General features: G+C 62.8%; 23 protein-coding genes. 9 read left to right on the top strand and 14 right to left on the bottom strand.

Features of this window, described 5'->3' with window-relative positions; translation table 11 throughout:
* Positions 1-9: 9 nt before the first annotated feature.
* Positions 10-1,260, top strand: coding sequence for an EAL and HDOD domain-containing protein (locus tag KI610_RS06530; protein ID WP_226497851.1), 1,251 nt, complete (start codon positions 10-12; stop codon positions 1,258-1,260).
* A gap of 95 nt (positions 1,261-1,355) precedes the next feature.
* A complete protein-coding gene (locus tag KI610_RS06525) occupies positions 1,356-1,673 on the top strand; it encodes a hypothetical protein (protein ID WP_226497850.1) in 318 nt (105 codons plus the stop codon).
* On the opposite strand, the gene KI610_RS06520 is transcribed toward KI610_RS06525, so the two are convergent.
* From KI610_RS06520 to KI610_RS06500, 5 genes are all read right to left on the bottom strand, one after another.
* A complete protein-coding gene (locus KI610_RS06520) occupies positions 1,674-1,976 on the bottom strand; it encodes a hypothetical protein (RefSeq protein ID WP_226497849.1) in 303 nt (100 codons plus the stop codon).
* A complete protein-coding gene (gene alaS / locus KI610_RS06515; RefSeq protein ID WP_226497848.1) occupies positions 1,973-4,594 on the bottom strand; it encodes an alanine--tRNA ligase in 2,622 nt (873 codons plus the stop codon). The genes KI610_RS06520 and alaS overlap by 4 nt, the downstream gene beginning before the upstream one ends.
* Before the next feature lie 165 nt (positions 4,595-4,759).
* Positions 4,760-5,113 carry a hypothetical protein gene (locus KI610_RS06510; RefSeq protein WP_226497847.1) on the bottom strand — a complete coding sequence of 118 codons (354 nt, stop codon included), beginning with the start codon at positions 5,111-5,113 and terminating at the stop codon, positions 4,760-4,762.
* Between the two features lie 65 nt (positions 5,114-5,178).
* Positions 5,179-5,922: a glycerophosphodiester phosphodiesterase gene (gene ugpQ / locus KI610_RS06505; protein WP_226497846.1), complete on the bottom strand. Its 744-nt coding sequence runs from the start codon at positions 5,920-5,922 to the stop codon at positions 5,179-5,181.
* On the bottom strand, positions 5,922-7,217 hold the full coding sequence (locus tag KI610_RS06500; protein ID WP_226497845.1) for an extracellular solute-binding protein: 1,296 nt from the start codon (positions 7,215-7,217) through the stop codon (positions 5,922-5,924). Before KI610_RS06500 ends, ugpQ begins: the two co-directional genes overlap by 1 nt.
* A 93-nt stretch (positions 7,218-7,310) precedes the next feature.
* Here KI610_RS06500 and KI610_RS06495 point away from each other — a divergent pair, with 93 nt between their 5' ends.
* The 4 genes from KI610_RS06495 (at position 7,311) to KI610_RS06480 (ending at position 12,300) form a co-directional block, all read left to right on the top strand.
* A complete protein-coding gene (locus tag KI610_RS06495; RefSeq protein ID WP_226497844.1) occupies positions 7,311-7,727 on the top strand; it encodes a hypothetical protein in 417 nt (138 codons plus the stop codon).
* 43 nt (positions 7,728-7,770) lie between these two features.
* Positions 7,771-10,317, top strand: a complete 2,547-nt coding sequence (locus KI610_RS06490; protein WP_226497843.1) for a sensor histidine kinase — start codon at positions 7,771-7,773, stop codon at positions 10,315-10,317.
* Positions 10,301-10,666, top strand: a complete 366-nt coding sequence (locus tag KI610_RS06485; protein ID WP_226497842.1) for a response regulator — start codon at positions 10,301-10,303, stop codon at positions 10,664-10,666. The genes KI610_RS06490 and KI610_RS06485 overlap by 17 nt, the downstream gene beginning before the upstream one ends.
* 161 nt (positions 10,667-10,827) lie before the next feature.
* A complete protein-coding gene (locus tag KI610_RS06480) occupies positions 10,828-12,300 on the top strand; it encodes a DEAD/DEAH box helicase (RefSeq protein ID WP_226498519.1) in 1,473 nt (490 codons plus the stop codon).
* Positions 12,301-12,971: 671 nt separating this feature from the next.
* Here KI610_RS06480 and KI610_RS06475 read toward each other — a convergent pair.
* The 7 genes from KI610_RS06475 to hyi all read right to left on the bottom strand — a co-directional run bounded on the left by KI610_RS06475 (position 12,972) and on the right by hyi (position 20,664).
* Positions 12,972-13,745 carry a PP2C family protein-serine/threonine phosphatase gene (locus tag KI610_RS06475; RefSeq protein WP_226497841.1) on the bottom strand — a complete coding sequence of 258 codons (774 nt, stop codon included), beginning with the start codon at positions 13,743-13,745 and terminating at the stop codon, positions 12,972-12,974.
* 86 nt (positions 13,746-13,831) lie between these two features.
* Positions 13,832-14,725 carry an HDOD domain-containing protein gene (locus KI610_RS06470; RefSeq protein WP_226497840.1) on the bottom strand — a complete coding sequence of 298 codons (894 nt, stop codon included), beginning with the start codon at positions 14,723-14,725 and terminating at the stop codon, positions 13,832-13,834.
* Complete coding sequence (gene glcF / locus KI610_RS06465) at positions 14,722-15,957, bottom strand: glycolate oxidase subunit GlcF (protein ID WP_226497839.1); 1,236 nt, start codon at positions 15,955-15,957, stop codon at positions 14,722-14,724. The genes KI610_RS06470 and glcF overlap by 4 nt, the downstream gene beginning before the upstream one ends.
* The gene (gene glcE / locus KI610_RS06460) at positions 15,957-17,018 is read right to left on the bottom strand and encodes a glycolate oxidase subunit GlcE (protein ID WP_226497838.1); all 1,062 of its coding nucleotides are present in this window, start codon (positions 17,016-17,018) and stop codon (positions 15,957-15,959) included. The genes glcF and glcE overlap by 1 nt, the downstream gene beginning before the upstream one ends.
* Positions 17,018-18,499, bottom strand: coding sequence for an FAD-linked oxidase C-terminal domain-containing protein (locus KI610_RS06455; protein ID WP_226497837.1), 1,482 nt, complete (start codon positions 18,497-18,499; stop codon positions 17,018-17,020). The genes glcE and KI610_RS06455 overlap by 1 nt, the downstream gene beginning before the upstream one ends.
* A 5-nt stretch (positions 18,500-18,504) precedes the next feature.
* Entirely contained in the window at positions 18,505-19,761 is a 1,257-nt protein-coding gene (locus tag KI610_RS06450) for a glycerate kinase type-2 family protein (RefSeq protein ID WP_226497836.1), read from the bottom strand.
* Between the two features lie 117 nt (positions 19,762-19,878).
* Positions 19,879-20,664: a hydroxypyruvate isomerase gene (hyi, locus tag KI610_RS06445; protein WP_226497835.1), complete on the bottom strand. Its 786-nt coding sequence runs from the start codon at positions 20,662-20,664 to the stop codon at positions 19,879-19,881.
* A gap of 62 nt (positions 20,665-20,726) precedes the next feature.
* On the opposite strand from hyi, the gene KI610_RS06440 reads away from it, so the two are divergent.
* From KI610_RS06440 to KI610_RS06430, 3 genes are all read left to right on the top strand, one after another.
* A complete protein-coding gene (locus tag KI610_RS06440; RefSeq protein WP_226497834.1) occupies positions 20,727-21,305 on the top strand; it encodes a cob(I)yrinic acid a,c-diamide adenosyltransferase in 579 nt (192 codons plus the stop codon).
* Positions 21,306-21,330: 25 nt separating this feature from the next.
* Complete coding sequence (locus KI610_RS06435; RefSeq protein WP_226497833.1) at positions 21,331-21,546, top strand: hypothetical protein; 216 nt, start codon at positions 21,331-21,333, stop codon at positions 21,544-21,546.
* A gap of 148 nt (positions 21,547-21,694) precedes the next feature.
* Positions 21,695-22,516, top strand: coding sequence for a crotonase/enoyl-CoA hydratase family protein (locus KI610_RS06430; RefSeq protein ID WP_226497832.1), 822 nt, complete (start codon positions 21,695-21,697; stop codon positions 22,514-22,516).
* 78 nt (positions 22,517-22,594) lie between these two features.
* On the opposite strand, the gene aroG is transcribed toward KI610_RS06430, so the two are convergent.
* Entirely contained in the window at positions 22,595-23,686 is a 1,092-nt protein-coding gene (aroG, locus tag KI610_RS06425; RefSeq protein ID WP_226497831.1) for a 3-deoxy-7-phosphoheptulonate synthase AroG, read from the bottom strand.
* A 104-nt stretch (positions 23,687-23,790) separates the two neighbouring features.
* On the bottom strand, positions 23,791-24,573 hold the full coding sequence (locus KI610_RS06420) for a type IV pili methyl-accepting chemotaxis transducer N-terminal domain-containing protein (RefSeq protein ID WP_226497830.1): 783 nt from the start codon (positions 24,571-24,573) through the stop codon (positions 23,791-23,793).
* Between the last annotated feature and the right edge of the window lie 99 nt (positions 24,574-24,672).

Raw genomic sequence — 24,672 nt, 5'->3', positions numbered from 1 at the left:
AGGAAATTCGTGAGCGAAAACGCCGCCGACCAGCTATTTCTAGGGCGCCAGCCCATTCTGGACCGCAATCAGCAGCTTTTCGCTTACGAACTGCTTTTCCGCAGCGGTAGCCGCAATTTCGCCGACATCACCTGCGGCGTGCAGGCTACCGCCACGGTCATCGCCAATGCTTTTACCGAGCTCGGCGTCGAAGCGGCGCTGGGCGAATATCGCGGCTTCATCAATGTCGACGAAGCCTTCCTGTTCAGCGACCTGCTCGAGTTGCTGCCGCGCCACTCTGTCGTTCTCGAAATCCTCGAAACCGTCCCGCCAACGCCAGCCGTCATCGAACGCTGTATCGCCCTCAAAGCGGCCGGCTTTACGCTGGCGCTCGACGACGTCATCCAGCTCGAACCCGAATTCGCCGAGCTGCTGGCCTTGGTCGAAATCGTCAAGGTCGATATCCAGCCACTGTCGCGCATCCAGCTCATGCAGCTGGTCATGAAACTGAAGCCGATGGGCAAGCAATTGCTGGCCGAAAAAGTCGATTCGCGCGAGCAGATGGAACAATGTCTGAAACTGGGCTTCACGCTGTTCCAAGGCTACTATTTCGCCAAGCCGACGATCATTTCCGGCAAGAAGCTCGATCATTCGCAGATTTCGCTCATGAAACTCATGGGGCTGCTGCTCGGCGATGCGCCAACGTCGGAAATCGAAACCGCGCTCAAGCCTGAACCCGGTTTGACCATCAACCTGCTGCGCATGACCAATTCGGTCGGCTCAGGCAGCAGCGAAAAAATCACTTCGCTCGGCCATGCCATCACCGTCCTCGGCCGCCGCCAACTGCAACGCTGGTTGCAACTGCTGGTTTTCTCGGCCGGCAACCCGAGTGGCACGAGCAACCCGCTGCTCCTCCTGTCCGCCACCCGCGGCCGACTCATGGAACTGCTCGCTGGCAAATTGCAGCCGGGTGACATCGGCTTTGCCGACCAGGCCTTCATGGCCGGCATCATGTCGCTGATGCCGGCACTGGTCGGCCAGCCCATCGCCGACATCGTCGCCCCGCTCGGTCTCACCGCCAATGTGCGCGACGCCCTGTGCGCCGGCAGCGGCCCACTCGGCGCCCTGCTCCGCCTGGCCGAAAGCAGCGAATCCGGCGATATTTCCGGGTTGACCGTAGCCCTCGGCGAATTGCCGGGGCTTAGCCCGAAAGCGCTGAACCACGCCCAGACCCAGGCGCTGCAATGGTCCAACAGCATTGGGCAGGAAGCTGCGGCTTAAGTAGCGCAGGCCGTTACAAAAAGGCGACAGCTCCCGTACAAATGGTGTCCTGCACTGGTCTACAATCGCCCCATTTTCACGATGTGAGCCAGACCATGGACAGCAGCCAACAAAATCCTCAATTTCGACAAGGCACCCCGCCCGGCCCATTGGCCAAGCTGGCCGCCTTCGTCCTGAGCGCGGGCTTTCTGGTATTGGCTTTCATGTTCTCGCTGGTCGCCCTGGCCGTCGTTGCCGTCGTCGGCGTTGTGCTGGGTGGCTGGCTGTGGTGGAAAACGCGGGCCATGCGCAAGCAGATGCAGCAAATGCGCGAAGCCCGGCAAACCGGCTTTGATCAGCCGACACGCAGCAGCGATCAGGTGATCGAGGGTGAATTCATCCGCGAAGTACCGCCCGACCAGCGCCTGGGCTGATCAGCGCAACTTGGGGTTGAGCGAACCGCGGTTGTAATCCTTGTCGCCGGGCATGATCGTCCGGCCGATGCCGAAAACGCCGCCCTGAGCATCCACCGGACGAGTCTTGTTTTCGGGATAGTCGGCAGCCACTTTCTGTGCCTCGGCCGCCAGCGCGGCATCGACAAACTCCCAGCGACCATTCGGGAAAAGACGCACTTTTTTCCCGTCCACCGTAGCCGCCTCGAGCGGCGTACGGTCCAATTCGGCGGCGAAGCCCTGCCCAGCCGCCAGAACCAGCATCAGTGCAAACGCCGCTTTCACAGCTTGCCTTCGACCCAGGCCGACACCGAAGCCAGTGCCGCCGGCAGGTTTTCCGGCTGCGTACCGCCGGCCTGCGCCATGTCCGGACGACCGCCGCCCTTGCCGCCAACCTGCAGGGCGACCATGTTGACCAGTTCGCCGGCCTTGACCTTGCCGGTCAGATCAGCCGTCACGCCGGCAATCAGCGTCACCTTGCCATCGACCACCGAGGCGAGCAGGATGGCCGCCGATTTGAGCTTGTCCTTGAGCTTGTCCATCGTCTCGCGCAGCGTCGCGACGTCGGCGCCTTCGAGCGTTGCGGCGAGCACCTTGGCGCCCTTGATGTCGGCGGCCTGGCTGACGAGATCATCGCCCTGGGAAGCGGCGAGTTTTGACTTGAGGCGAGCCAGTTCCTTCTCCAGCGAACGAACATTGTCGAGGATGCTGACGACGCGTTCGGCGAGATCGTCCGGCTGGGTCTTGAGCAAGGCGGCGACGCCGGCAACGCGACTTGCCTGCGCCTGCACCCAGGCCAGCGCATTGGTCCCGGTAATCGCTTCGACGCGACGTACGCCGGCAGCGACGCCGCCCTCGGAGACAATCTTGAACAGGCCGATGTCGCCGCTACGGGCGACGTGGGTACCGCCGCACAATTCCTTCGAGGAGCCGATGGCCACGACGCGCACCTCTTCGCCGTACTTTTCGCCGAAAAGCATCATGGCGCCGGATTTCTGGGCGTCGTCGATGCCCATGACACGGCTGTCGGTCGCGGCGTTGGCGAGAATTTCAGCATTGACGATCTCTTCGACCTCGCGGATTTCCTCGGCGCTCATCGGGGTATTTTGTGCGAAGTCGAAGCGGGTCTTGTCCGGATCGACCTGCGAGCCCTTCTGCTGGACGTGCTGGCCGAGAACCTGGCGCAACGCCTTGTGCATGAGGTGGGTGACCGAGTGGTTACGCTGCGTGGCGGCCCGGGCGACGGTATCGACCTTTGCGCCGACTTCCTGGCCGATGACCAGTTTGCCGGTTTTCAGGATGCCGTGATGACCGAAAACGGCGGCCTGGATCTTCAAGGTATCTTCGACGGCGAAAATGCCGCCGACGCCCTTGAGCTCGCCACGGTCGCCGCACTGGCCGCCGGACTCGGCGTAGAACGGCGTGTGGTCGAGAACAATCACGCCGAAATCACCTTCGTTGAGTTCATTGACGGCGGCGCCGTCCTTGTAGAGCGCCAGCACCTTGCCTTTGGCTTCGAGCGACTCGTAGCCGTGGAAGATGGTTTCCTGGCCGGCGTAGTCGAGGTTGAGCGCCATCTTGAATTTGCCGGCGGCGCGCGCCTGTTCCTTCTGGCGTGCCATGGCGGCGTCAAAAGCGGCGCCATCGACTGTGACGTCGCGCTCGCGGCAGATGTCGGCTGTCAGGTCGAGCGGGAAGCCGTAGGTGTCGTGCAGTTTGAAGGCAGTTTCGCCGTTGAAAACGGTGACGCCCTTGGCGGCCATGGCGGCGAGTTCGCCTTCGAGGATTTCCATGCCGTGCTCGATGGTGGCGAAGAAGCGGTCTTCTTCCTGCTTGAGCGTGGCGACGACCTTGGCCTGGTTTTCCTTGAGTTCCGGGTAGGCATCGCCCATTTCGGCAACGAGGTCGGGCACCATCTTGTGGAAGAAGGCGGCGCGTGCGCCGAGCTTGTAGCCGTGGCGGATGGCGCGGCGAATGATGCGGCGCAGGACGTAGCCGCGACCTTCGTTGCCGGGAATAACGCCGTCGGCAATGAGGAAGGAGCAGGCGCGGATGTGGTCGGCCAGCACCTTGAGCGACGGCGAATCCATGTCGGCATCGCTGGTTTCGCGGGCGGCGGCCTTGAGCAGCGCCTGGAACAGGTCGATCTCGTAGTTGGCATGAACACCTTGCAGCACTGCGGAGACGCGTTCGAGGCCCATGCCGGTGTCGACCGAAGGCTTGGGCAGCGGATGCATGACGCCAGCTTCGTCGCGGTTGAACTGCATGAAGACGTTGTTCCAGATTTCGATGAAACGGTCGCCGTCTTCGTCCGGCGATCCCGGTGGGCCGCCCCAGTGCTTTTCGCCGTGGTCGTAGAAGATTTCGGTACACGGGCCGCAGGGGCCGGTGTCGCCCATCATCCAGAAATTGTCGGAGGCGTAGCGGGCGCCCTTGTTGTCGCCAATGCGGATGACGCGCTCGGCCGGCACGCCGATTTCCTTGGTCCAGATGTCGTAGGCCTCGTCGTCCTCGGCGTAGACGGTGACGGTCAGCTTGTCCTTGGGCAGCTTGTAGACTTCAGTGAGCAGTTCCCAGGCGTAGGTGATGGCGTCGCGCTTGAAGTAGTCGCCGAAGCTGAAGTTGCCGAGCATCTCGAAGAAAGTGTGGTGGCGGGCGGTATAGCCGACGTTTTCGAGGTCGTTGTGCTTGCCGCCGGCGCGCACGCATTTCTGCGAAGTCGTCGCGCGGGAATATGGACGCTTGTCGAAACCGAGGAAAACGTCCTTGAACTGGTTCATCCCGGCGTTGGTGAACAGCAGCGTCGGATCTTCGTGCGGCACCAGCGAACTGGAAGAAACGATCTGGTGGCCCTTGGAGGCGAAGAAGTCGAGGAACTGCTGGCGGATTTCGGCGCTTTTCATAAGCTGGCTGCCCTTGCGGCGTTGAATTCGGAATCCGTGATTTTAACGCAGGAGCGGCTGGAACTTGAGCCCCTGAAACAGCTTTCAATTTTGGCCGTTTTTTCCGGTTGACCGTGGAAACGAAAAACCCGCCAATCGGCGGGTTTCATGGGGGGCCAGGAAGCATCAGCGGCGACGCGGACGATCAACGCGGCCGTTGTGGTTGAAATCGTGCTGGCGGTCGTGCTTCTGGGCATAGATACGGCGGCTCTGGACTTCCTGCGCCTGATGCAGGCGGGCGCGTTCACCGCGCGTCACGACGCCGTCGGACTTGGCGCGGTTTTCCATGTTATCAACATGCTGCTGGCCGCGATCCAGACGGTTGGCTTCGCGCTGGGTCAGGCTGCCGGAAGCGACACCCTGATCGATGCGTTGCTCCTGATTGGCCTGGCGCTGATCGACACGCGGCGTATTGGCCTGGGCAAAGGCCAGAGCGGGCAGAACAAGGGAAAGGACAGCGATGGTCTTGACGATTTTCATGTTTTTTCTCCTGATGGTTAGGGCGAACTCCCTGAGCAACATTAGAAGGTAAAACGGGGTAAAAATCAGCCGCCCAAATGCAAGCCTTTGTAAGCACTTGTTTCGGTCACGAAAAGATCAAGGCGATCGGTAAAGACGGCGCTGACCCCACGCTCGAACAGCGATTCTGCGGCTTTTTTCGTGTTGACCGTGTAACACAGCACGGGAATGTCATTGGCTTGCACCTCGGCCAGCACGTCATCGCTCAAATGCTCGACATCGCAATGCAGGGTGACCGCCTGCAGGCGCCGCACCACAGCGAGCCAGTCGGCCGGAACCTGCTCGAAGAGCACACCACGCGGAATCTGCGGTGCCAGATCGCGAGCAATTTCCAGCGCCTCCAGCGATAAGGATGAGATTAGCGGCTGCACTGCAGCCCCCTGCCACAGGCTGGTGCTCAGGCGAGCCACCGTTTCGGCCGTCTGGCGCTCGAAACCCGCCGCCGGCTTGATTTCGACATTGGCCAACAGGCCATATTCGCGGCACATGGCAACCGCCTCGGCATAACGCGGAACGCGCTCGCCATTACCTGCATCCAGCGCAAAGAGCCTGGCATCGGGCGTCTCGCTGACCAGGCCCTGGCCGTTCGTCGTCCGCTCAAGCGTTTCGTCGTGAATGAGTACGGGCGTGCCATCGCCGGACAACATGACATCAAACTCAACCGCCGCAAACCCCAGGCGCGCCGCCAGCCGGAGTCCGGCCAGGGTATTTTCCGGGGCCAGCGCCCCGCCGCCGCGATGGGCAAACCAGCGCGGCAGCGGGAAATCCATCAGAAGGGCTGAGCCTTCTTCAACAGCGGCTTGGCGCCGAGCAGCGCGTTGCCGCGAGTGACCGAGGTATCGAGCGCCGCCTTGGCCGGCTTCTTGTCTTCCCAGACGGCTTCCATCTCTTCGTTGGTGATGAGACGCACCGAGTCGATATTGGCGACGCGCACGGCCGGCTTGCTGCCGTTGCCCTTGAGCGAGGCGTAAGCGATTTCCAGCGTCTTGTCGCCATCCTGCAGCAGCTTGCTGCGCGCCGCGGCGCGGGCGGTCGAGGTCATTGGCAAGCCACCGTAGACCCGGACCATTTCAATCTGCATTTCCGGCGACAGCATGAAATTGACAAACTTGGCCGCCTGCTTGTACTGCACCGGTGTCCGACCTGCGCCGACCCACAGCGAAGCCCCATCGGCCAGCGACGACTGACGACCACCATAGACATCGTCGTGATACGGCATCGGGGCAACGCCCAGCTCGACACCCTTGGCATCGCGGAAATCGACATGTTCACGCGAATCGGTGGTGATCATCGCGCATTCGCCTTCGTTGAACTTGGCGCTGGCCTCATTGCGGCGACCAAACAACTTGAAATAATTAGCCTTGCTCCACGTCGCCATCATCGCCAGATGCTTGACCTGCGGCAGACCGTTGAAGGTCAGCTGGCCCTTGTCGGTCGCTGCCGGCACACCGGAAATGGCGCTGACGTTGTCAACGTGCACCCAGACCGGCCACGACGAGGTGTAGGGACAGGCGTAGCCGGCGTCCTGCAGCTTGTCGAGCATGCCCTGCATCTCGAACCAGGTCTTCGGCGGCTGCTCGGGGTCGAGCTTGGCCTTGCGGAAAGCATTCTTGTTGTAGAACAGCACCGGGGTGGAATAAAGCACCGGCAGGGCAACGACTTTGCCCTTGGCATCGACCACACCGGCCTTCAGATCGCCCGACAGCTCGCCGAACTTGAGCGGCTGGCCGGCCTTGGCCATCATTTGATGCAAAGGCACGAAGGCTTTTGGCTGGCTCAGGACATCGCTCATATCGTAGCGGCGCATCAGGTTGAGCATCGCCGGCTTGTCGCCTTTTTCCAGACGCACCAGCTTGAGCGCGCTGCCCGACTCCTTGTTGAAGCGATCGACAATCGCCTGCAAACGCTCCTCACCCGCCGCGCCAAGATTGTGGGCCAGCTCGAATTCGGCAGAAACCGCCGGCTCCGCCGGTTTGGCCACGGGCTTGGCCGGTTTGGCCTGGACAGCAGAACAGGCCAGGGCCAGTGTGATGGCGACGGTCAGGGGACGAAGGCAATGCGACATGGATACTCCAGCTATTCTTAAAGACCTAAATTATAAAGCCGAGCGCCACCACACAGGCCCCACACTTTTCGCAAATATGCGAAAATCCAGCGCATGATCAAGCGAATTTTTCTTATTCTCGCCATCCTTGGATTGAGCGCCTGTGAGCAGGTGAACCAGAAGCTCGGCCTTGAAGATCCGGCCAAGAAGGAAGCCAAGACAGAACAGGAAGCGAAGGCGGTCGGTAGCGCCTGTCGCCAGTCCGGCCGCGCCATCGAGGACTGCTATTCGATCTACAGCTGGCTGCCCAAGGCTGGCATCTACACCGGCTGGCGCGAGATGGACGAATACATGCGCGAGAACAAGCTGGAAACCATCGTGCCACAACTTCCCCCGCCAGAAGGACCGGGCAGCAAGAAAAGGAAGAAAGCCGCGGAGGCTGCCAGCGAAAGCGAACCCAAGGCTGAAGCCAAGACAGAGTCGAAGAGCGAAGCCAAGGCCGAATCCGAGCCAAAGGCCGAGAAACACTAAGCAGCAGGAATCCCTCGTCGAATCCGTCCGGAAGGCAGGCGACATGAAATTTCCAGCTTTTCTGGGCGGTATTCGCGGCAAGCTGATCGGCATTTTCGTGCTGATCAAGGTTGTTCCGCTGCTTTTGCTGGCCGGATTTGCCTGGTACGCCACCACCCAGCTGGGCGAAGACGTTTCCACGAAGGCAGGCAGCATGGCCGACGCCATGCTCTCGACGATCAAAACGGTCGGCAAGACCGTTACCGATGACTCCATTCGCGCCCTCGACCAGCGCTCGCGCGAAGCCATCGAAGCGCTGACCACGGACGCCGCCAAGGAAATTGCCACTTTCCTGCATGACCGCGACAGCGACATCCGGCAAGCCGCCAGACTGGAGCCCTCAGAGGCGGCTTTCCGCCGGTTCCTGAGCGAACGGAGCCGGCCGATCTATCAACATGGTCCATGGAAGCTGGCCGACGATGGCCAATCGTGGGTACCCGAAACGCCAGTCGTCCGCGAGGCCAAGGTCACCCGTCCGGTTCTGCCGGACAACGCCAGGGATTTCCACGCCCGCCCGCCGGAGTATTTCGGGGAAAGCGAACGACGGCCGCTATTCGTCGAAATGACCTTCGTCGATCTCGACGGCAACGAAAAGATCAAGGTCACGACCGGCCAACTGACCGAAAAAAGGCTTAAAAACGTCGTCGGCCGCAGGAATACCTTCGTCAAGGCAGAAACCTATTTTGCTGAACTGAAAAAACTCAAGGCCGGCGAAATCTACGTATCCGACGTCATCGGCGCCTACGTTCCGACGCAGGCCATCGGCCCCTACCTGCCAGCCGCCCTGGAAAAAGCCGGCAAACCTTTCACGCCGGAAGAGTCGGCCTATGCCGGCACCGAAAACCCGATCGGCAAGCGCTTCCGCGGCATTGTCCGCTGGGCCATGCCGGTCGTCAGGGGCGGCCAGACTGTCGGCTACGTCACGCTCGCCCTCGATCACGACCACATCCGTCAATTCTCCGACCGCCTGATGCCGACCGACGAGCGCTACACGCCGATCGCCGACGCCATCAAGGGCAATTACGCCTTCATCTGGGATTACAAGAGCCGCTCGATTTCCCACCCACGCGACTACTTCATCGTCGGCTACGATCCGCAGACCGGCCTGCCGGCAACGCCGTGGATGGACGCCGAGCTGTACGCTGAATGGCAGGCCAGCGACAAACCGGCCCATGAATTTCTCGCCGGCGTTCCAGCCTTTCGCAACCAGAACCTCAAGCTCAAGCCCGCCAAAGAACTGGTCAAGGCCGGCACGGTCGGCCTTGACTGTCGCTACCTGAATTTTTCGCCGCAATGCGACGGCTGGAACGCGCTGACCGAGCATGGCGGCTCGGGCTCCTTCGTCATTTTCTTCTCCGGCCTGTGGAAACTGACCACGGCTGCCGCCATTCCTTATTACACCGGCCAGTACAGCAAGTCGCCACAGGGTTTCGGCTTTGTCACCATCGGCGCCAATGTCGATGAATTCCACAAGGCGGCAACCGATACGGCAGGCCGGATCAACCAGCTCGTCGAAGAAAATGATGCCAGCCTGAGCATCCAGCGTGGCGAACTGCTCGACCATATCGCCGCAAGCCTGACCTCGACCGGCATCGGCCTGTGGACCTCGACGCTGCTCATGGTGGCCATCGTCATCGGCATTGCCATCTGGATGGCCGGGCTACTGACCCGGCGTATTACGGCAATGATCACCGGCATCCACGCCTTCCAGGAAGGCGACCGGAAACGCCGTCTGGATGTCGGCTCCTCCGACGAAATGGGCGAACTTTCCCGCTCCTTCAACCGGATGGCCGACTCGGTCGAAGAGTCCTTCAATCGACTCGAAGAAGCGAGGGAAAAAGCAGAGGAAGCCAGCCGGCAAAAATCCGCCTTCCTGGCCACCATGTCGCACGAACTGCGCACCCCGCTCAACGGCATCCTCGGCTTTGCCGAGCTGCTCAAAAGCGAACTCGACGACACCGAACATCGTGGCTACGTCGAAATCATCGAGCAGAGCGGCGGCCACCTGCTCAACCTGGTCAATGAAATTCTCGATCTCGCCAAGATCGAATCAGGCGAAATGCGCTTCAACAAGGTGGTCATCTCGCTCGCCGACGTCGTCACCGAAAGCGCGGCCGTGCATCAGGTAAGCGCCGCGGCAAAAGGCTTGCAGTTCGACCTCGAACTCGCAGAAGACCTGCCCGGAGAAATCACCACCGACCCAACCCGCCTGCGCCAGATCCTGAACAACTTGCTGAGCAACGCCGTCAAATTCACCGATAGCGGCCGGATCAGCTTCAGTATCAGCCGTGTCCGCCATGCTGTTGCCTTTGCCGTTCGCGATACCGGCCCCGGCATCCCGCTGGAAAGCCGCGAAACCATTTTCGAGAAGTTCAAGCAACTGGAAAACTTCCTGACCCGCGAACACGGGGGAACCGGACTAGGTCTGGCGCTCGTCCGCCAACTGGCAGAGCATATGGGCGGGAAGGTCACGCTCGAATCTGAAGTCGGCGTCGGATCAACTTTCACGGTTTACCTGCCACTGGATATCAGCCATGACGGAACAACGTAACGCTCTGGTCGTCGACGACCACCCCACCAACCGCCTGCTCGCCTCAGCCTTGCTCAAAAAGCTCGGGTGGATGGTCATGGAGGCGGAGAGCGGCAGTGCGGCATTGACGCTGGCGGCCAAACACCCATTCCGGCTCGTCTTGCTCGACATCAGCATGCCCGGCCTTTCCGGCGAAGACACCTGCGCCCGGTTGCGGGCCGCCGAGGCAAACCCGCCCCTGCACATCGTGGCCTATACCGCCCACGCCTTCCCGGAGGATCGGGAGCGCCTGCTCGCCGAAGGTTTCGACGATGTGCTGGTCAAACCGATCAGCCGTCAGCGCCTCGAAGAGCTCACCGCGAATCTTTGAACGCCGCCCTGCCTGGCGATCATTCGCTATCCGTTTTCAGGCCGGGCATCAAGCTTCCGGGTGCTAAAGGGCTGGTAGGCGTATAATCCTGCCCCATGTCTGAAATCAATACCTTAGCTGGCGAGAACGCCATCATCATCGCTGCCGATGCAGTGCCCGAAATCACCTTTGCCGACCTCGGCCTGGCGCCAGAACTCCTGCGCGCAGTGCTCGACGAGGGCTACACCAAGCCGACGCCGATCCAGGCCCAGGCCATCCCGCTCGTCATCTCCGGCAAGGACATCATGGGCGGTGCCCAGACCGGCACCGGCAAGACGGCCGCCTTCACGCTGCCCATCCTGCAGCGCATCCTGCCCTTTGCCAGCAGCAGCCCATCGCCAGCCAAGCACCCGGTGCGCGCCCTGATCCTCGCCCCGACCCGCGAACTGGCCATGCAGGTCTACGAGTCGGTCAAAACCTACAGCAAGCACACGCCGATCCGCGCCATGTGCGCCTTCGGTGGTGTCGACATCCGGCCGCAGATCGCCGAACTCAAGAAAGGCGTCGAAATCCTCGTCGCCACCCCTGGTCGCCTGCTCGATCACGTCGAAAACAAGAGCGTCAGCTTCAATTCCGTCCAGGCCCTGGTCCTCGACGAAGCCGACCGCATGCTCGACATGGGCTTTGTCCCCGACGTCACGCGCATCCTCAACATGCTGCCGGCCCAGCGCCAGAGCCTGCTGTTCTCGGCCACCTTCTCGGACGAAATCAAGAAGCTGGCCGACACCATGCTCAAGTCGCCGATCCTGATCGAGGTCGCCCGCCGCAACCAGGTTTCCGACACCATCACCCACCGCGTCCATCCGGTGTCCGAATACGGCAAGCGCGGCCTGCTGACCAAGCTCCTGAAGTCCGGCGAAATTCGCCAGTGCATCGTCTTCTGTCGCACCAAGCAGGGCTGCTCGCGCCTGACCCGCGAACTGCAGCGCGCCGGCATCAAGGCCGACGCCATCCACGGCGACAAAAGCCAACTGGAGCGCATCAAGGCGCTCGAAGCCTTCAAGGGCGGCGAAACCGACGCCCTGATCGCCACCGACGTCGCGGCGCGCGGCCTCGACGTTGACGACCTGCCCTACGTCATCAACTACGAACTGCCGCACACGCCGGAAGACTACGTGCACCGCATCGGCCGCACCGGCCGCGCTGGCAAGACCGGCAACGCCATTTCGCTGGTCAGCGCCCGCGAAGTCGTCTATCTGGTCGATATCGAAAAGCTCATCAAGCGGCCGATCGAACAGGTTGAAGTCGCCGGTTTCGAGCCGGAGGCGGAATACGAATATCCCCCGGGCAACAAGAAAAAACGCAGCGCCCCGGTCGTCGCCCCGGTCGCCCAGCGACCGGAACGCGGCGAACGCCCCGAGCGCAGCGAACGTAGCGAACGCACCAGCCGTCCGGAACGCAACGAGCGTTCGGATCGCCGTCCGCCGCGCCGCAACCCGATGATCGCGGCTGACGGTTTCGACTTCAGCAAGCCCTACGAAGACAACTCGCCCCGCGGCGATGTGCCGGATTCCGCCACGGCTGCAGCCAAGGTCGATCCGCACAAGCCGAAGCGGGTTGTTGCGGCGTTATTGGGTGGGCTTGGGCGCAAGTAGGAAGGACCAATCGGCGCCTTCATGGCGCTGGGGTTTTTCCGGTTAATTGGCTTGGGGTTCCGGACAAGCTTGGGGTTCCGCCTTGTTGGCGGGCGTACTTTCTTCTTGCTTCGCCAAGAAGAAAGTAGCCAAAGAAGAAGGCGACCCTGGGTCGGTGCCGGCTACGCCGGTTCCCTGCGCTACTCGCGACTGGCGGGGGCTGCGGAACTCGGGCTTCGCCCTCAGACAGTCCTCGCCCTTTATCCGCCAGCCCCTGCGTTGCTCGGCACCTCTCAAGGGGCCCGGTGAAACGATCCGGGGTGAGGCTGGGGTGCCTGAATGGCCGATTTCATTTTTTACCGTTTTTTCCGGTTGACCGTGGAAACGGCTTTTTGCGCTACTTCCGTCGAGCCCGGACGCCTTTGGGGCCCCCGTGGAAGGCGCTGAGCAACGCAGGAAGGCCGGGGGCAGTCGGCGAGGACTGTTTGAGGGCGAAGCCCGAGTTCCGCAGCCGCCCGGTCTGCCGAGTAGCGCAAGGAACCGGCAAAGCCGGCGCCGACCTTGGGGTCGCCTTTTCTTTGGCTACTTTCTTTTGGCGAAGCAAAAGAAAGTACGCCCGCCAACAAGGCGGAACCCCAAGCCAATTAACCGAAAAAAACCACCCCCAGAAAAGCACCGCTTTTCACAAAGCCTCAGCCCCGCACAGTCCCCTTCGCCGGCAGAGCCTGGACCAGTTTGACGATAGCCAGCGAAAGATTGTCACCGCCGCCATTGGCGCGCCGCCGCGCCTTGTCGATCAATATCTCACAGGCCTGCCGGGCCGAATTCTGGGCGACCAGCATGCCGAGTTCTTCGTCATCAAAGTAAGCCCAGAGGCCATCCGAACAGAGCACGAAGGCATCGCCGGAAACGAGATCGACTGTTTCGGAGAGCGTAATTTTCGGGTCGTCCTGCCCGCCCAGCGACGCCAGCAGCACATTGCGATTGGGGTGAGTCAGCGCCTGCTCTGGGGTGATTTTCCCGAGGGTAACAAGGTGCTCAACGTAAGAATGATCGACTGAGCGCTCGACCAGCTTGTGGCCGCGAAAATGGTAGAGACGACTATCCCCGCAGTGCCCCCAGGTGATTTTTCCCGGCTGTAGAAGCAGCATGACCGCCGTGCTGTGAGGGTCCATTTCGTTCATGAAGCGCGACGCCTTGATCATTGTGTGCGCTTCACGCATGGCGTTTTCGAGCATGCGCTGGGGATTCTCATCGGTGGACGAAAACTGGTCGAGATTGGTTTTGGCGGTATGCACGACCTGCTCGGCCGCCAGTGCACCACCGGTGTGACCACCCATGCCATCGGCAACGACGGCCAGTGCCACGCCGCGTTTGCGGGCGTGCGGGAGGATCGCGACGCGATCCTGTTGTTCCTTGCGATCCCCTTGATGCTGCGCTGCGCAGGCGTCGACTGCTATGGACATCCATTCCCCTTTTTTTGGGGAAGCTTATCACGGAAGGATTGAGCAGCCATTAACACTGTGTCCAGCCCTGGTTTCATTCCCGGCACTCAAGCCTCGACCACGGCGCCGAATCGTTCAAGAACGATATCGACAAATTCGGGCAACGCGTCGTCGTTGAGGCCAAGTTCGGGCAGCACCTCATGCTTTACCCGCTCCCACTCGGGGCTGGCGATGCGCTGATCGCGGTAGTAGATATCGACGGCGAGCTGGACGATGGCCACCATGCTGCGCGCCTCGTGCTGGCCCAGTTCGCCGATGGCGTGGTGATAGCGAATGGCATCGCAAATGAACTCGGGCAGATGCCAGTGACGGGCGACCAGGTAGCCGACGACACAATGGTCGGCATTGAATTTCCGGTCCTCTTCGGCGAGGTCAATCCAGATGCCGGGCGTCCCGAGTTTCATCTCGGCGCAATAGGTCGGGAAGCGCTGCATGAGCAGCGGCACGCCGCAATCGTGAAAGATGCCGGCCAGGTAAGCCTGATCGGGAAAGATGTTGCAGACAGCGATCCGTTCGTCGGCGATCAGCATGGCCAGTTGCCCAACGGCATGCGAACGCGCCCAGAAGGCCTCGTAGACGCGCCGATTTTTCTTGATCTCGCCGGCCCCGGAGAGGGCAATGGCCTGCACGAGGTTGAAGGTTTGACGGACCCCAACGGCATGGAGAATGGTTTCGACCGAATCGAAGGGCTGGTGCTGGCGATAGGCCGAATTGCCGACAACCTTGAAAAGCATCGCCGTCAGCCCCGGATCCTTGTTGATGATGCGGGCCAGCAGCCGGACATCGAGCTCGCTGCGGTTGATGAGCTGGCGTAGCTCGTCGAGGACGCGCGGCTGAGCGGGAATCTTGACGCCATTTTCAAGCAGACGCTTGATGCGGGCCGCATCGTCGGCGCCAAGCGACCGGGTGATTTCAAATACGGATGGTACTTCGTGGCTCATGCCATTGCCTCGTCAATCAATTCAATCCAGTGCCGCACTGGCAGCATACTGCCTGCCTGCAAATGAGTCAGGCAGCCGATATTGGCCGTCGCCGCGAGCGCCGGGCCGCCGGCATTGAGGGCGGCCAGCTTGTTGGCGCGCAGTTTGTTCGCCAGTTCGGGCTGCAGGACGGAATAGGTGCCAGCCGAGCCGCAGCACAGATGGCTGTCGGCGACCGGCGTCAGTTCGTAGCCGGCAGCTTGCAGCAAGACCTCGATGCTGCCCCGAATCTGCAAGCCGTGTTGCAGCGTGCATGGCGAATGGAAGGCCAGCTTGCCGCGTTTTTCGGGATGGAGCGCCAGCAAGGGTAGTAACGCGGCTTTCTCACCGGCCAGAATTTCTGAGGGATCGCGGCAGAGCGCGCTGATTTTTTCCGCTTTTTCGGCGTAGACCGTGTCATCGGCCAGGATATGGGCGTAGTCGCGGACCTGCACGCCACAGCCGGAAGCCGTGACGACGATGGCTTCGACGCCAGCTTCAACGTGCGGCCACCAGGCGTCGATGTTGCGCCGCATGTCGTTCTTCGCCGTTTCGTGGTCATTGAGATGGAAGCGGACGGCGCCACAGCAGACCGCCTTGGCTTCTTCAAACAGCTCGATCCCGAGCTTGTCGAAAACGCGCGCCGTGGCGGCGTTGATATTCGGGGCCAGCGACGGCTGGACGCAGCCGGCCAGGGCCAGCATGCGGCGCGGGTGGGCGGCCTGCTTCGGCCACGGGGCGCCGGCCGGCTGGGCGGGCGGCAGCTTGTCGGCCAGGCTGGTTGGCAACAAGGGCCGGACGGCGCGGCCAAGGGCGACAGCCGGGCCAAACAGCCCCGGGTTGGGCAACACGGTTCTGAGCAGCGCGCGGGTCACGCGGTCGGCGAAACGGCGCGGCAGTTTTGCCTCGACCACGGCGCGCCCGACATCAAGCAGATGGCTGTATTTGACACCCGACGGGCAGGTCGTTTCGCAGGAACGGCAGGTCAGGCAGCGGTCGAGGTGAGTGCGGGTCTTTTCGGTCACCGCCTTGCCTTCAAGCACCTGCTTGATCAGGTAAATGCGGCCGCGCGGACCGTCGAGTTCGTCGCCGAGCAGTTGGTAGGTCGGACAGGTAGCGGTGCAAAAACCGCAATGCACGCACTTGCGCAGGACTTCCTCTGCGATCTGGCCGGCGTGGGTGGCGCGCAGTTCGGCGGTGAGTTTGGTATCCATCAGAACTCCGCGTACAGCCGGCCGGGGTTGAGGATGCCCTGCGGGTCGAAGGCTTTTTTGAGGCGGCGATGCAGGGCGAGCAAGGCCGGAGGCAACTCGGCGAATGCCCCGTCCCGACAGCGCAGCGATTCCGGCGCGCGGTAGAGCACTGCGTGGCCGCCGAGGCTGGCGGCGGCCACGCGCACCGCTTCGTGGTCGCCATCGATTTCGCCGGCGTACCAGCGCAAAGCCCCGCCCCACTCGATAGCGCGCAGGCCGTCGAGTTCCGGACACGGCGCGGTCGAGGGCAAGGCGAGTCGCCACAACGGGCTGGCAGCGAAGGCGGGATGCGTTTGTTCGCGTATCGAATTCCAGTGTTTTTCCGGGGTGACCGTGGAAGACCCGCCGAGCTTGGCCGTGGCCGCCTCAACCGCCGCCCGCGCGCCGGACAGGCGCAGCCAGAGCTGGCCGTCGTGCCAGAACGAGGCCGAAATCGGCAGCGGCTGGCCACCCCAATCGTTGAGTCGGCGAATGGCCTCCGCTGCATCGCATGCAAAAACCAGCGTCGTTTCGGCGACCGGCTTGGGCAGCACCTTGAGCGTAACTTCGGCGATGACGCCCAGCGTGCCGAGGCTGCCGGCAATCACCCGCGACACATCGTAGCCGGCGACGTTTTTCATGACCTGGCCGCCGAAATTGAGCATTTGGCCGGTCCCGTCGACCAGTTTGACGCCGAGCACGAAGTCGCGCACGGCACCGGCCTGTTGCCGACGTGGGCCGGACAGGCCGGCAGCGACGCAGCCGCCAACTGTGGCGCCGCCAAATTGCGGCGGCTCGAAGGCCAGCATCTGGCCTTTTTCGGCCAGCACGGCCTCGATTTCGGCGAGCGGCGTGCCGCATTTTGCCGTGATGTAAAGCTCGGTCGGCTCGTAGGCGACGATGCCGCGATGGCTGGCGACGTCAAGCACCTCGCCGGCCAGCAAACCGCCGTAGAAATCCTTGCTGCCAGCGCCGCGGATGCGCAGCGGCGTGCGGCTGTCGTGAGCTGACTTGACGGCGGAGATGATGTCGTCGAGCTGCATCAGAAGCGCTCCAGCTCTGGGAATTTCACGTCGCCGTGATGCACGTGCATGCGGCCGTATTCGGCGCAGCGGTGCAGGCTGGGCACGGCCTTTCCGGGGTTGAGCAGCCCCGTTTCGTCGAAGGCGGCCTTGACGCGATGGAAGGCTTCGATTTCCGGCGTCGCGTACTGGACGCACATCTGGTTGATTTTCTCGATGCCGACGCCGTGTTCGCCGGTGATTGAACCGCCCAGCGCCACCGACAGTTCGAGGATTTCGGCACCGAAGGCTTCGGCCCGTTCCCAGTCGCCGGGTTTCGAGGCGTCGTACATGATCAGCGGGTGCAGGTTGCCGTCACCGGCGTGGAAGACGTTGGCGCAGCGCAGGCCATATTTGGTTTCCATGGCAGCGATGGCCGAGAGCATTTCGGCCAGCCGCTTGCGCGGGATGGTGCCGTCCATGCAGTAATAGTCGGGCGTAATGCGGCCGACGGCGGGGAACGCCGCCTTGCGCCCGGCCCAGAAGCGCAGGCGCTCGGCTTCTGATTGCGAGACGCGGATGTCGCTGGCGCCGGCGGCGTTGAGCACTTCGGTGACGCGGGCGATTTCCTCGGCGACTTCTTCCGGCGTGCCGTCGGATTCGCAGAGCAAAATTGCTTCGGCGTTCATGTCGTAGCCAGCCTTTACAAACGGCTCGACGGCGGCGGTGGCAGCCTTGTCCATCATTTCCAGACCGGCTGGGATGATGCCGGCGGCGATGATCGCGGCCACCGCATCGCCGGCTTTGGCGACATCGGCGAAGGAGGCCATGACGACCTGGGCCAGTTCGGGCTTGGGCACGAGTTTGACGGTGACTTCGGTGACGACGCCGAGCATGCCTTCGGAGCCGATCATCAGCGCCGGCAGGTCATAACCGGCGGCATCGGGGGCTTCCGAGCCGATCTCGAAGACTTCACCTTCGATGCTAACGACGCGGATGCGCAGGACGTTATGCACCGTCAGCCCATATTTCAGGCAATGCACGCCGCCCGAGTTTTCGGCGACGTTGCCGCCCAGCGTGCAGGCGATTTGCGACGATGGGTCGGGCGCGTAGTAGAGGCCGAAGGGCGCGGCAGCTTCCGACACGGCCAGGTTGCGCACGCCGGGCTGGACGACGGCCAGCCGTGCAGCACGGTCGACGCGCAAAATCTTGTTGAAACGGGCCAGCGACAAAACCACGCCCTGAGCGTGCGGCATGGCGCCGCCGGACAGCCCGGTGCCGGCGCCACGCGCGACGACCGGCACGCCGAGGCTGTGGCAGGTGCGCAGAATGTCGATGACCTGCGCCTCGGTTTCCGGCAGGCAGACGGCGAGCGGCAGTTCGCGGTAGGCGGTGAGGCCGTCGCATTCGTAGGGGCGCAGATCTTCTTCGCCGAGCAGCAGGCAGTGTGGCGGCAGGAACAGGCGGAGCCGTGCCACGAGGGCGGCGAGGTCAGTCGAGAAGGCGGGATCGGGCGAATTCATGGCGGTCATTCTACGAGGATGGCGCGGAAATCATTGACGTTGGTTCGCGTCGGACCGGTGACCAGCAGGTCGCCGAGTTGCGAGAAGGCGGTCCATGCGTCGTTGTTGGCCAACCGGGCGCGCAGGTCGAGGCCGGACGCCCGCGCCCGAGCCAGCGTTTCGGGCGTGATGAAGGCGCCAGCATTGTCCTCGCTACCGTCGATGCCGTCGGTGTCGGCGGCCAGGGCGTGAATACCCGGCGTGCTATCGAGCGCCAAGACCAGGCTGAGCAGGAATTCGGTGTTGCGGCCGCCGCGGCCGTCGCCTTGCATCGTTACTGTCGTTTCACCGCCGGAGAGCAGGACGCAGGGCTTTTGGGCCGGAAATCCGTGTTGACCGCAGGAACGCGCCATGGCGGCCATGACCTTGCCGACTTCGCGCGCCTCACCTTCGATAGCGTCGCCGAGGATGAGCGGCGTGATGCCGAGCCGTTGCGCCTCGGCGGCGGCCGCTTCGAGCATCTGGCGCGGGCTGGCGATGAGGCGGAATTCGCTGTTGGCCAGACGCGGGTCGCCCGGCTTGGGCGTTTCAAGTTCGCCGCATTCGAGGCGGCGGCGCAGGTCGGGCGGGATGGCGATGGCGTAGAAATCGAGGACCTTGAGCGCCTCGGCGCAGGTCGTCGGATCGCCGACGGTCGGGCCGGAGGCGATGACGGCCGGGTCGTCGCCGGGCACGTCGGAAATCGCCAGCGTCAGCACCGAGGCCGGCCAGGCAGCGGCGGCGAGACGGCCGCCCTTGAGGGCGGAGAGGTGTTTGCGCACGCAGTTGATCTCGCCAATGCTCGCCCCCGAGCGCAGCAAGGCCGCGGTGAGCGCCCGCTTTTCGGCCAGCGTGACGCCGGGCGCCGGGGCGGCGAGCAAGGCCGAGCCGCCGCCGGAAATGAGCGCCAGAACGCGGTCTTCCACGGTCAACCGGGAAATTTGCGCAAAAATGGAAAGCGCTGCTGCCTCGCCGGCGGCGTCCGGGACCGGGTGTGCAGCCTCAATGATCTTGATCCGTTCGCACGGCACGCCGTGGCCGTAGCGTGTGACGACCGTTCCTTCGAGCAGCCCGGACCAATGCTGCTCGACAGCCCGCGCCATGGCCGCCGAGGCCTTGCCGGCACCGATGACGATGAGTCGGCCACCGTCATCGGGCGGCAAATGCGGCGGGACACGCAACGCCGGATCGGCGGCGGCGATGGCGGCGTCGAACAGGCGGCGCAGGATGTCGCGTGGGATCAAGCCCCCTCCCCTTCAAGGGGAGGGTTGGGGTGGGGATGGGTCATGAATTCGCGCCCCGTGCAACGACCCATCCCCCACCTAGCCTCCCCCTTGAAGGGGGAGGAATGGTGGCGCCAGTTACCCATGCTGGCTCCCGGCCAGCCAGCCCAGCCCGGCTTCGGTCGTCGTTAGCGGCTTGTATTCGCAGCCGACCCAGCCGGCGTAGCCGAGCCTGTCCATCAGCTCGAACAGAAACGGGTAATTGATCTCCCCGGTGCCCGGTTCATGGCGCCCCGGATTGTCAGCGATCTGGATGTGGCCGATGCGCCCGAGATTGGCTTCGATGGTCCGCGCCAGATCACCCTGGATGATCTGCGCGTGATAGAGGTCGAGTTGCAGTTTGACGTTGGGTCGGGCTATGGCATCGAGCAGGCGCAGCGCCTTGTTCACGTCGTCCAGCCAGTAGCCGGGCATGTCGATACGACTGTTGATCGGCTCGAGCATCACCGTCGCGCCGACGGTGGCGAAACGGTCGGCGGCGAACTGCAGATTGGCGATGTAGGTCGCTTCCAGTTCGGACTCGGCCACACCCTCCGGCCGTAGCCCGGCCATGCAATGCACCCTTTCGCAGTCGAGGACCATCGCGTAATTCAGCGCCTGCTCGACGCTTTCGGCGAATTCGCCCTGGCGGTGCGGCAAACAGGCCAGGCCGCGCTCGCCGGCGGCCCAGTCGCCGGGCGGCAGATTGAACAGCACCTGCTCGACAGCGGCCGCCTTGAGCCATTCGGCGACGTCATGCGCCGGCCAGTCGTAGGGAAAAAGATACTCGACGCCCTGAAAACCGGCCGCCGCCGCCCGCTGGAAACGCTCAGGGAACGGTAGGTCGGTAAATAAAAAACTCAGATTGGCAGCGAACTGGGGCATAACGATGTCTGTCTCTAGTGCGGAGCAAAAGTATAATCTGCACTGACTCTGGAGAAAGCACCGTGAACGACACCGAACATGAACGCAAGGGCAACCGCCTGTCGAAGATCGTAACCCGCACCGGCGACGCCGGCACGACCGGCCTTGGCGACGGCAGCCGGACGACCAAGGACAGCCTGCGCATCGACGCCATCGGCGAGGTCGACGAGCTCAACTCCGGCCTCGGCGTGCTGCTCTGCGAAGACATGCCGGAAGCCATGCGCGCCGCCCTGCTCGATGTCCAGAACGACCTCTTCGACCTCGGTGGCGAGCTTTGCCTGCCCGGCATGGAAGTCATGAAGGACGCCCAGGTCGCCCGCCTCGAAGCGCAGGCCGAAGCCTTCAACGCCGACCTGACTATGCTCAAGGAATTCATCCTGCCCGGCGGCACCCGCGCTGCTGCCCTCGCCCACCTCAGCCGCACCGTCTGCCGCCGCGCCGAACGGGCCATGGTTCGCCTGCACGGCGCCGAGCCGCTGTCCGAAGCCGCCCGCCGCTACATCAACCGGCTGTCCGATCTGCTCTTCATCCTCGGTCGCGCCCTCAACCGGGCCGGCGGTCGCGGCGATGTGCTCTGGCAAAAGGGCAAAAATGCGGCCTGACGCCCGTCCCGCCGGCGCTTGAACCATGTACCGGGTCAAGACCATCTACCGCTCCGGCACCGACCGCCCGATCATCGAGCGCGGGCCCTGGCACGACTCGCGCAAGGTCGCCGAGCACTGGGCCGAACAACTGCGCATCGCCGGCTACGCCGTCAGCATTGAAAGCCAGAACATCCATACCGGTGGTGGCGGCAACGACGACAATGCCGACCTCGCCGCTGCGCTTGCCGGGATGGCCTGAGCGGGCGGAGCAAGACGGCGGAAACATTTCGTTTTTGCCGCTTTTTTACGTTTCACGTAGTAAACCCGGTTGACCGTGGGACAAGGGAATTGCCACGGCCTTCGGCGTAACATCGGCAAAAACTCAAATCCGCCATGGAGACAAGCCGATGAATCCCCCTGAATTCAGCACCCTCGCCCTCACGCTCGACGATCATGTCGCCGAGGTTCGCCTCAATCGGCCAGACAAGTCGAACGCCATGAACGCGGCGATGTGGCAGGAAATCCGTCAGGCTTTCGAATGGGTCGATACCACGCCGGAAGCCCGCGTCGCCATCCTGAGCGGCGAAGGGAAAAACTTCTGCGCCGGGATCGACCTCGCCATGCTCGGCAGCATCCAGCAACAGATTGCTCACGCCGATGGCGCCCGCAGCCGCGAAACATTGCGCCGGCTGATCCTCGATTTGCAGGATTGTCTGAGCAGCATCGAACGCTGCCGCAAGCCCGTTATCGCTGCGATCCAAGGCGCCTGCGTCGGCGGTGCGCTCGATCTCGTGACCTGCTGCGACATGCGCTACGCGGCGCCCGATGCATTTTTTTCGATCAAGGAAATCGACCTCGGCATGGTCGCCGACGTTGGCACGCTGCAACGACTGCCGCGCCTGATCGGTGAAGGCATGACACGCGAACTGGCGTACACCAGCCGCAATGTCGACGCCGAGGAAGCGGAAAAACTCGGCCTGATCAATTTCAAATTTGACGATTTTTCCCGGTTGACCTTAGGCGTCAGGGAAATCGCCCAAACCATCGCCGGCAAGTCGCCGCTGGCCGTTCGCGGCACAAAGGACGTGCTGAATTTCAGCCGTGACCACTCGGTGGCCGACGGCCTCAATTACGTCGCCGGCTGGAACGCGGCGATGCTGCTCTCGGCCGACCTCGGCGAGTGCATCGCCGCCCAGCGCGAGAAACGTCGGCCGAATTTCGCCGACTGAGCGGGAAACCGCTGGGCCCAAAAAACAAGGCCCGACCGGCTTGCGCCAATCGGGCCCGAGTTCAAGGCTCGGGAATGCCTATTCGGCGGCTTCCGCTACCCGCCGGGCGCGCACGGCGGCGGCCAGCTGATCGAGCACCTTGACGCTGTCTTCCCAGTTGATGCAGGCGTCGGTGACGCTCTGGCCGTAGGTCAGCGGCTTGTCCGGCACGATGTCCTGGCGGCCTTCGACGAGGTGCGATTCGACCATGACGCCGACGATGCGGTCTTCGCCGGCAGTCAGCTGGGCGGCGACGCTGTCGCAGACTTCCATTTGCAGCTTGAACTGCTTGCGGCTGTTGCCATGCGAGAAATCGACCATGAGCCGGGCAGCGAGGCCGGACTTGGCGATTTCGGTGCATGCGGCATCGACGCTGACGGCGTCGTAGTTCGGTTCCTTGCCGCCGCGCAGGATGACGTGGCAGTCCTCGTTGCCGGTCGTCGACACGATGGCGGTGTGACCGGACTTGGTGACCGAGAGGAAATGGTGCGGCGAATTGGCCGAGCGGATGGCATCGACGGCGATGCGCATGTTGCCGTCAGTGCCGTTCTTGAAACCGACCGGGCAGGACAGGCCGGAGGCCAGTTCGCGATGCACCTGCGATTCGGTCGTCCGTGCGCCAATGGCGCCCCAGGAGATCAGGTCGGCGGTGTATTGCGGCGTGATGGTATCGAGGAATTCGGTGGCGCAAGGCAGGTCGAGCTCATTGATTTCGAGCAGGATGCGCCGGGCCAGGCGCAGGCCTTCGTTGATGCGGAAGGTGTTGTCGAGGCGCGGATCGTTGATCAGCCCTTTCCAGCCGACCGTCGTGCGCGGCTTTTCGAAATAGACGCGCATGACGACGATGAGGTCTTCGGCGTATTTCTCGGCTTCCTTGGCCAGCTTTTTGGCGTAATCCATGGCCAGGTCGTGGTCGTGGATCGAGCAGGGGCCGATGACGACGAGCAGGCGGTCGTCGGCGCCATGCAGGGCGCGATGAATCGCCTGGCGAGCGGCGTAGGTTGTCTGGGCGGCGCGGGTGGACACCGGGTATTCGCGGAAAACGTGGGCCGGCGGCACCAGTTCCTTGATTTCCTTGATGCGCAGGTCGTCGGTATTCGGTTTGCTCGTTTGCGTGCTATGCGGCGTCATGGCCAGCCTCATCCAAAAATGCTGAAAACCCGGCATTCTACCGGATGCCCATGGAAGATTTCGCGCTAGCCGCCTTCAACCGCGCGGCAAACAGCCTGTTTCGGCTACTTCGGCAGCTTTTCGTAAAGGCCGACCACACCTTCCATCTCTTCGAGGATGCGCTCGCTGGTCGTCGCCACGGCCAGTTGCGCCCGCTTGTCGCCACCGGTTTTCTGATCGAGGGCGCCCGCGAAGAAAATCCACTGCTGCTTGACGAGGCCGAGGCTGTCGTTGATCACCACAGAGTTGGCGGGAGCCCCACCCAGTTCCTGCAGCGCCTCGGTGAAATCCTTACGCGCCTTGCCCAGATTGGCGCCGGCGTTGCTGTCGGCGATGCCCCACGAAGCGGCCTGGTAATACTTGGCCATGCGCTGCGACAACATGCGCTGGCGCCCCGAGACGTTGACCAGACGACCGGCATTCGAGCCTGATTTCTTTTCCAGCTGGACGGTGGCCTGATGCGCCAACTCCAACACCTCTTCCGAAATGGCCAGCACCTTGCGCCCGTTTTCCGGCGATGGCGTCGCCCCGACCAGCACATCCTTGTAGGCCAGCCAGGACTTTTCGAGCTTGAGGTAGGTGTCCTTGATTTCCGGTGTCGGCGCGTAGTTCTTCAACTCGACGAGTTGCCGGTCGAAGACGGCAATCGAGCCGTCGAGAATCTTCCGGCTGCGGTCGACGTCGATTTGTTGGCCAATCTGGAAATAGGCCTTGGCCATGCGCTGCGACAGCATGCGTTGCCGGCCGGCCTTGTTGATCGCCGAATTGATGTCGCTGATCTGGGCCAGCGCATCATTGCCGGCCAGACTGAGAAAAAATGCGAGCAACGCTGATAACAGGGTCTTCACGAGGCCTCCCGGAATGGCTTTTTTCGAGCCAAGAGGATAGCCGCGGCATTTGCCGCCAGACCATGATACGAATCAACAATGTCACACGACGGTAAATCC

The organism is Ferribacterium limneticum (assembly GCF_020510565.1).
Classification (GTDB): Bacteria; Pseudomonadota; Gammaproteobacteria; order Burkholderiales; family Rhodocyclaceae; genus Azonexus; species Azonexus limneticus_B.
This window is presented reverse-complemented; position numbering and strand designations above follow the sequence as displayed.

What these genes read in the sequence shown, in the direction of transcription:
- KI610_RS06525 (WP_226497850.1), top strand. Translation starts at nt 1,356, where the DNA reads ATGGACAGCAGCCAACAAAATCCTCAATTTCGACAAGGCACCCCGCCC.
- alaS (WP_226497848.1), bottom strand. Translation starts at nt 4,594, where the DNA reads ATGAAAAGCGCCGAAATCCGCCAGCAGTTCCTCGACTTCTTCGCCTCC.
- KI610_RS06510 (WP_226497847.1), bottom strand. Translation starts at nt 5,113, where the DNA reads ATGAAAATCGTCAAGACCATCGCTGTCCTTTCCCTTGTTCTGCCCGCT.
- ugpQ (WP_226497846.1), bottom strand. Translation starts at nt 5,922, where the DNA reads ATGGATTTCCCGCTGCCGCGCTGGTTTGCCCATCGCGGCGGCGGGGCG.
- KI610_RS06500 (WP_226497845.1), bottom strand. Translation starts at nt 7,217, where the DNA reads ATGTCGCATTGCCTTCGTCCCCTGACCGTCGCCATCACACTGGCCCTG.
- KI610_RS06495 (WP_226497844.1), top strand. Translation starts at nt 7,311, where the DNA reads ATGATCAAGCGAATTTTTCTTATTCTCGCCATCCTTGGATTGAGCGCC.
- KI610_RS06490 (WP_226497843.1), top strand. Translation starts at nt 7,771, where the DNA reads ATGAAATTTCCAGCTTTTCTGGGCGGTATTCGCGGCAAGCTGATCGGC.
- KI610_RS06485 (WP_226497842.1), top strand. Translation starts at nt 10,301, where the DNA reads ATGACGGAACAACGTAACGCTCTGGTCGTCGACGACCACCCCACCAAC.
- KI610_RS06475 (WP_226497841.1), bottom strand. Translation starts at nt 13,745, where the DNA reads ATGTCCATAGCAGTCGACGCCTGCGCAGCGCAGCATCAAGGGGATCGC.
- KI610_RS06470 (WP_226497840.1), bottom strand. Translation starts at nt 14,725, where the DNA reads ATGAGCCACGAAGTACCATCCGTATTTGAAATCACCCGGTCGCTTGGC.
- glcF (WP_226497839.1), bottom strand. Translation starts at nt 15,957, where the DNA reads ATGGATACCAAACTCACCGCCGAACTGCGCGCCACCCACGCCGGCCAG.
- glcE (WP_226497838.1), bottom strand. Translation starts at nt 17,018, where the DNA reads ATGCAGCTCGACGACATCATCTCCGCCGTCAAGTCAGCTCACGACAGC.
- KI610_RS06455 (WP_226497837.1), bottom strand. Translation starts at nt 18,499, where the DNA reads ATGAATTCGCCCGATCCCGCCTTCTCGACTGACCTCGCCGCCCTCGTG.
- hyi (WP_226497835.1), bottom strand. Translation starts at nt 20,664, where the DNA reads ATGCCCCAGTTCGCTGCCAATCTGAGTTTTTTATTTACCGACCTACCG.
- KI610_RS06435 (WP_226497833.1), top strand. Translation starts at nt 21,331, where the DNA reads ATGTACCGGGTCAAGACCATCTACCGCTCCGGCACCGACCGCCCGATC.
- KI610_RS06430 (WP_226497832.1), top strand. Translation starts at nt 21,695, where the DNA reads ATGAATCCCCCTGAATTCAGCACCCTCGCCCTCACGCTCGACGATCAT.
- aroG (WP_226497831.1), bottom strand. Translation starts at nt 23,686, where the DNA reads ATGACGCCGCATAGCACGCAAACGAGCAAACCGAATACCGACGACCTG.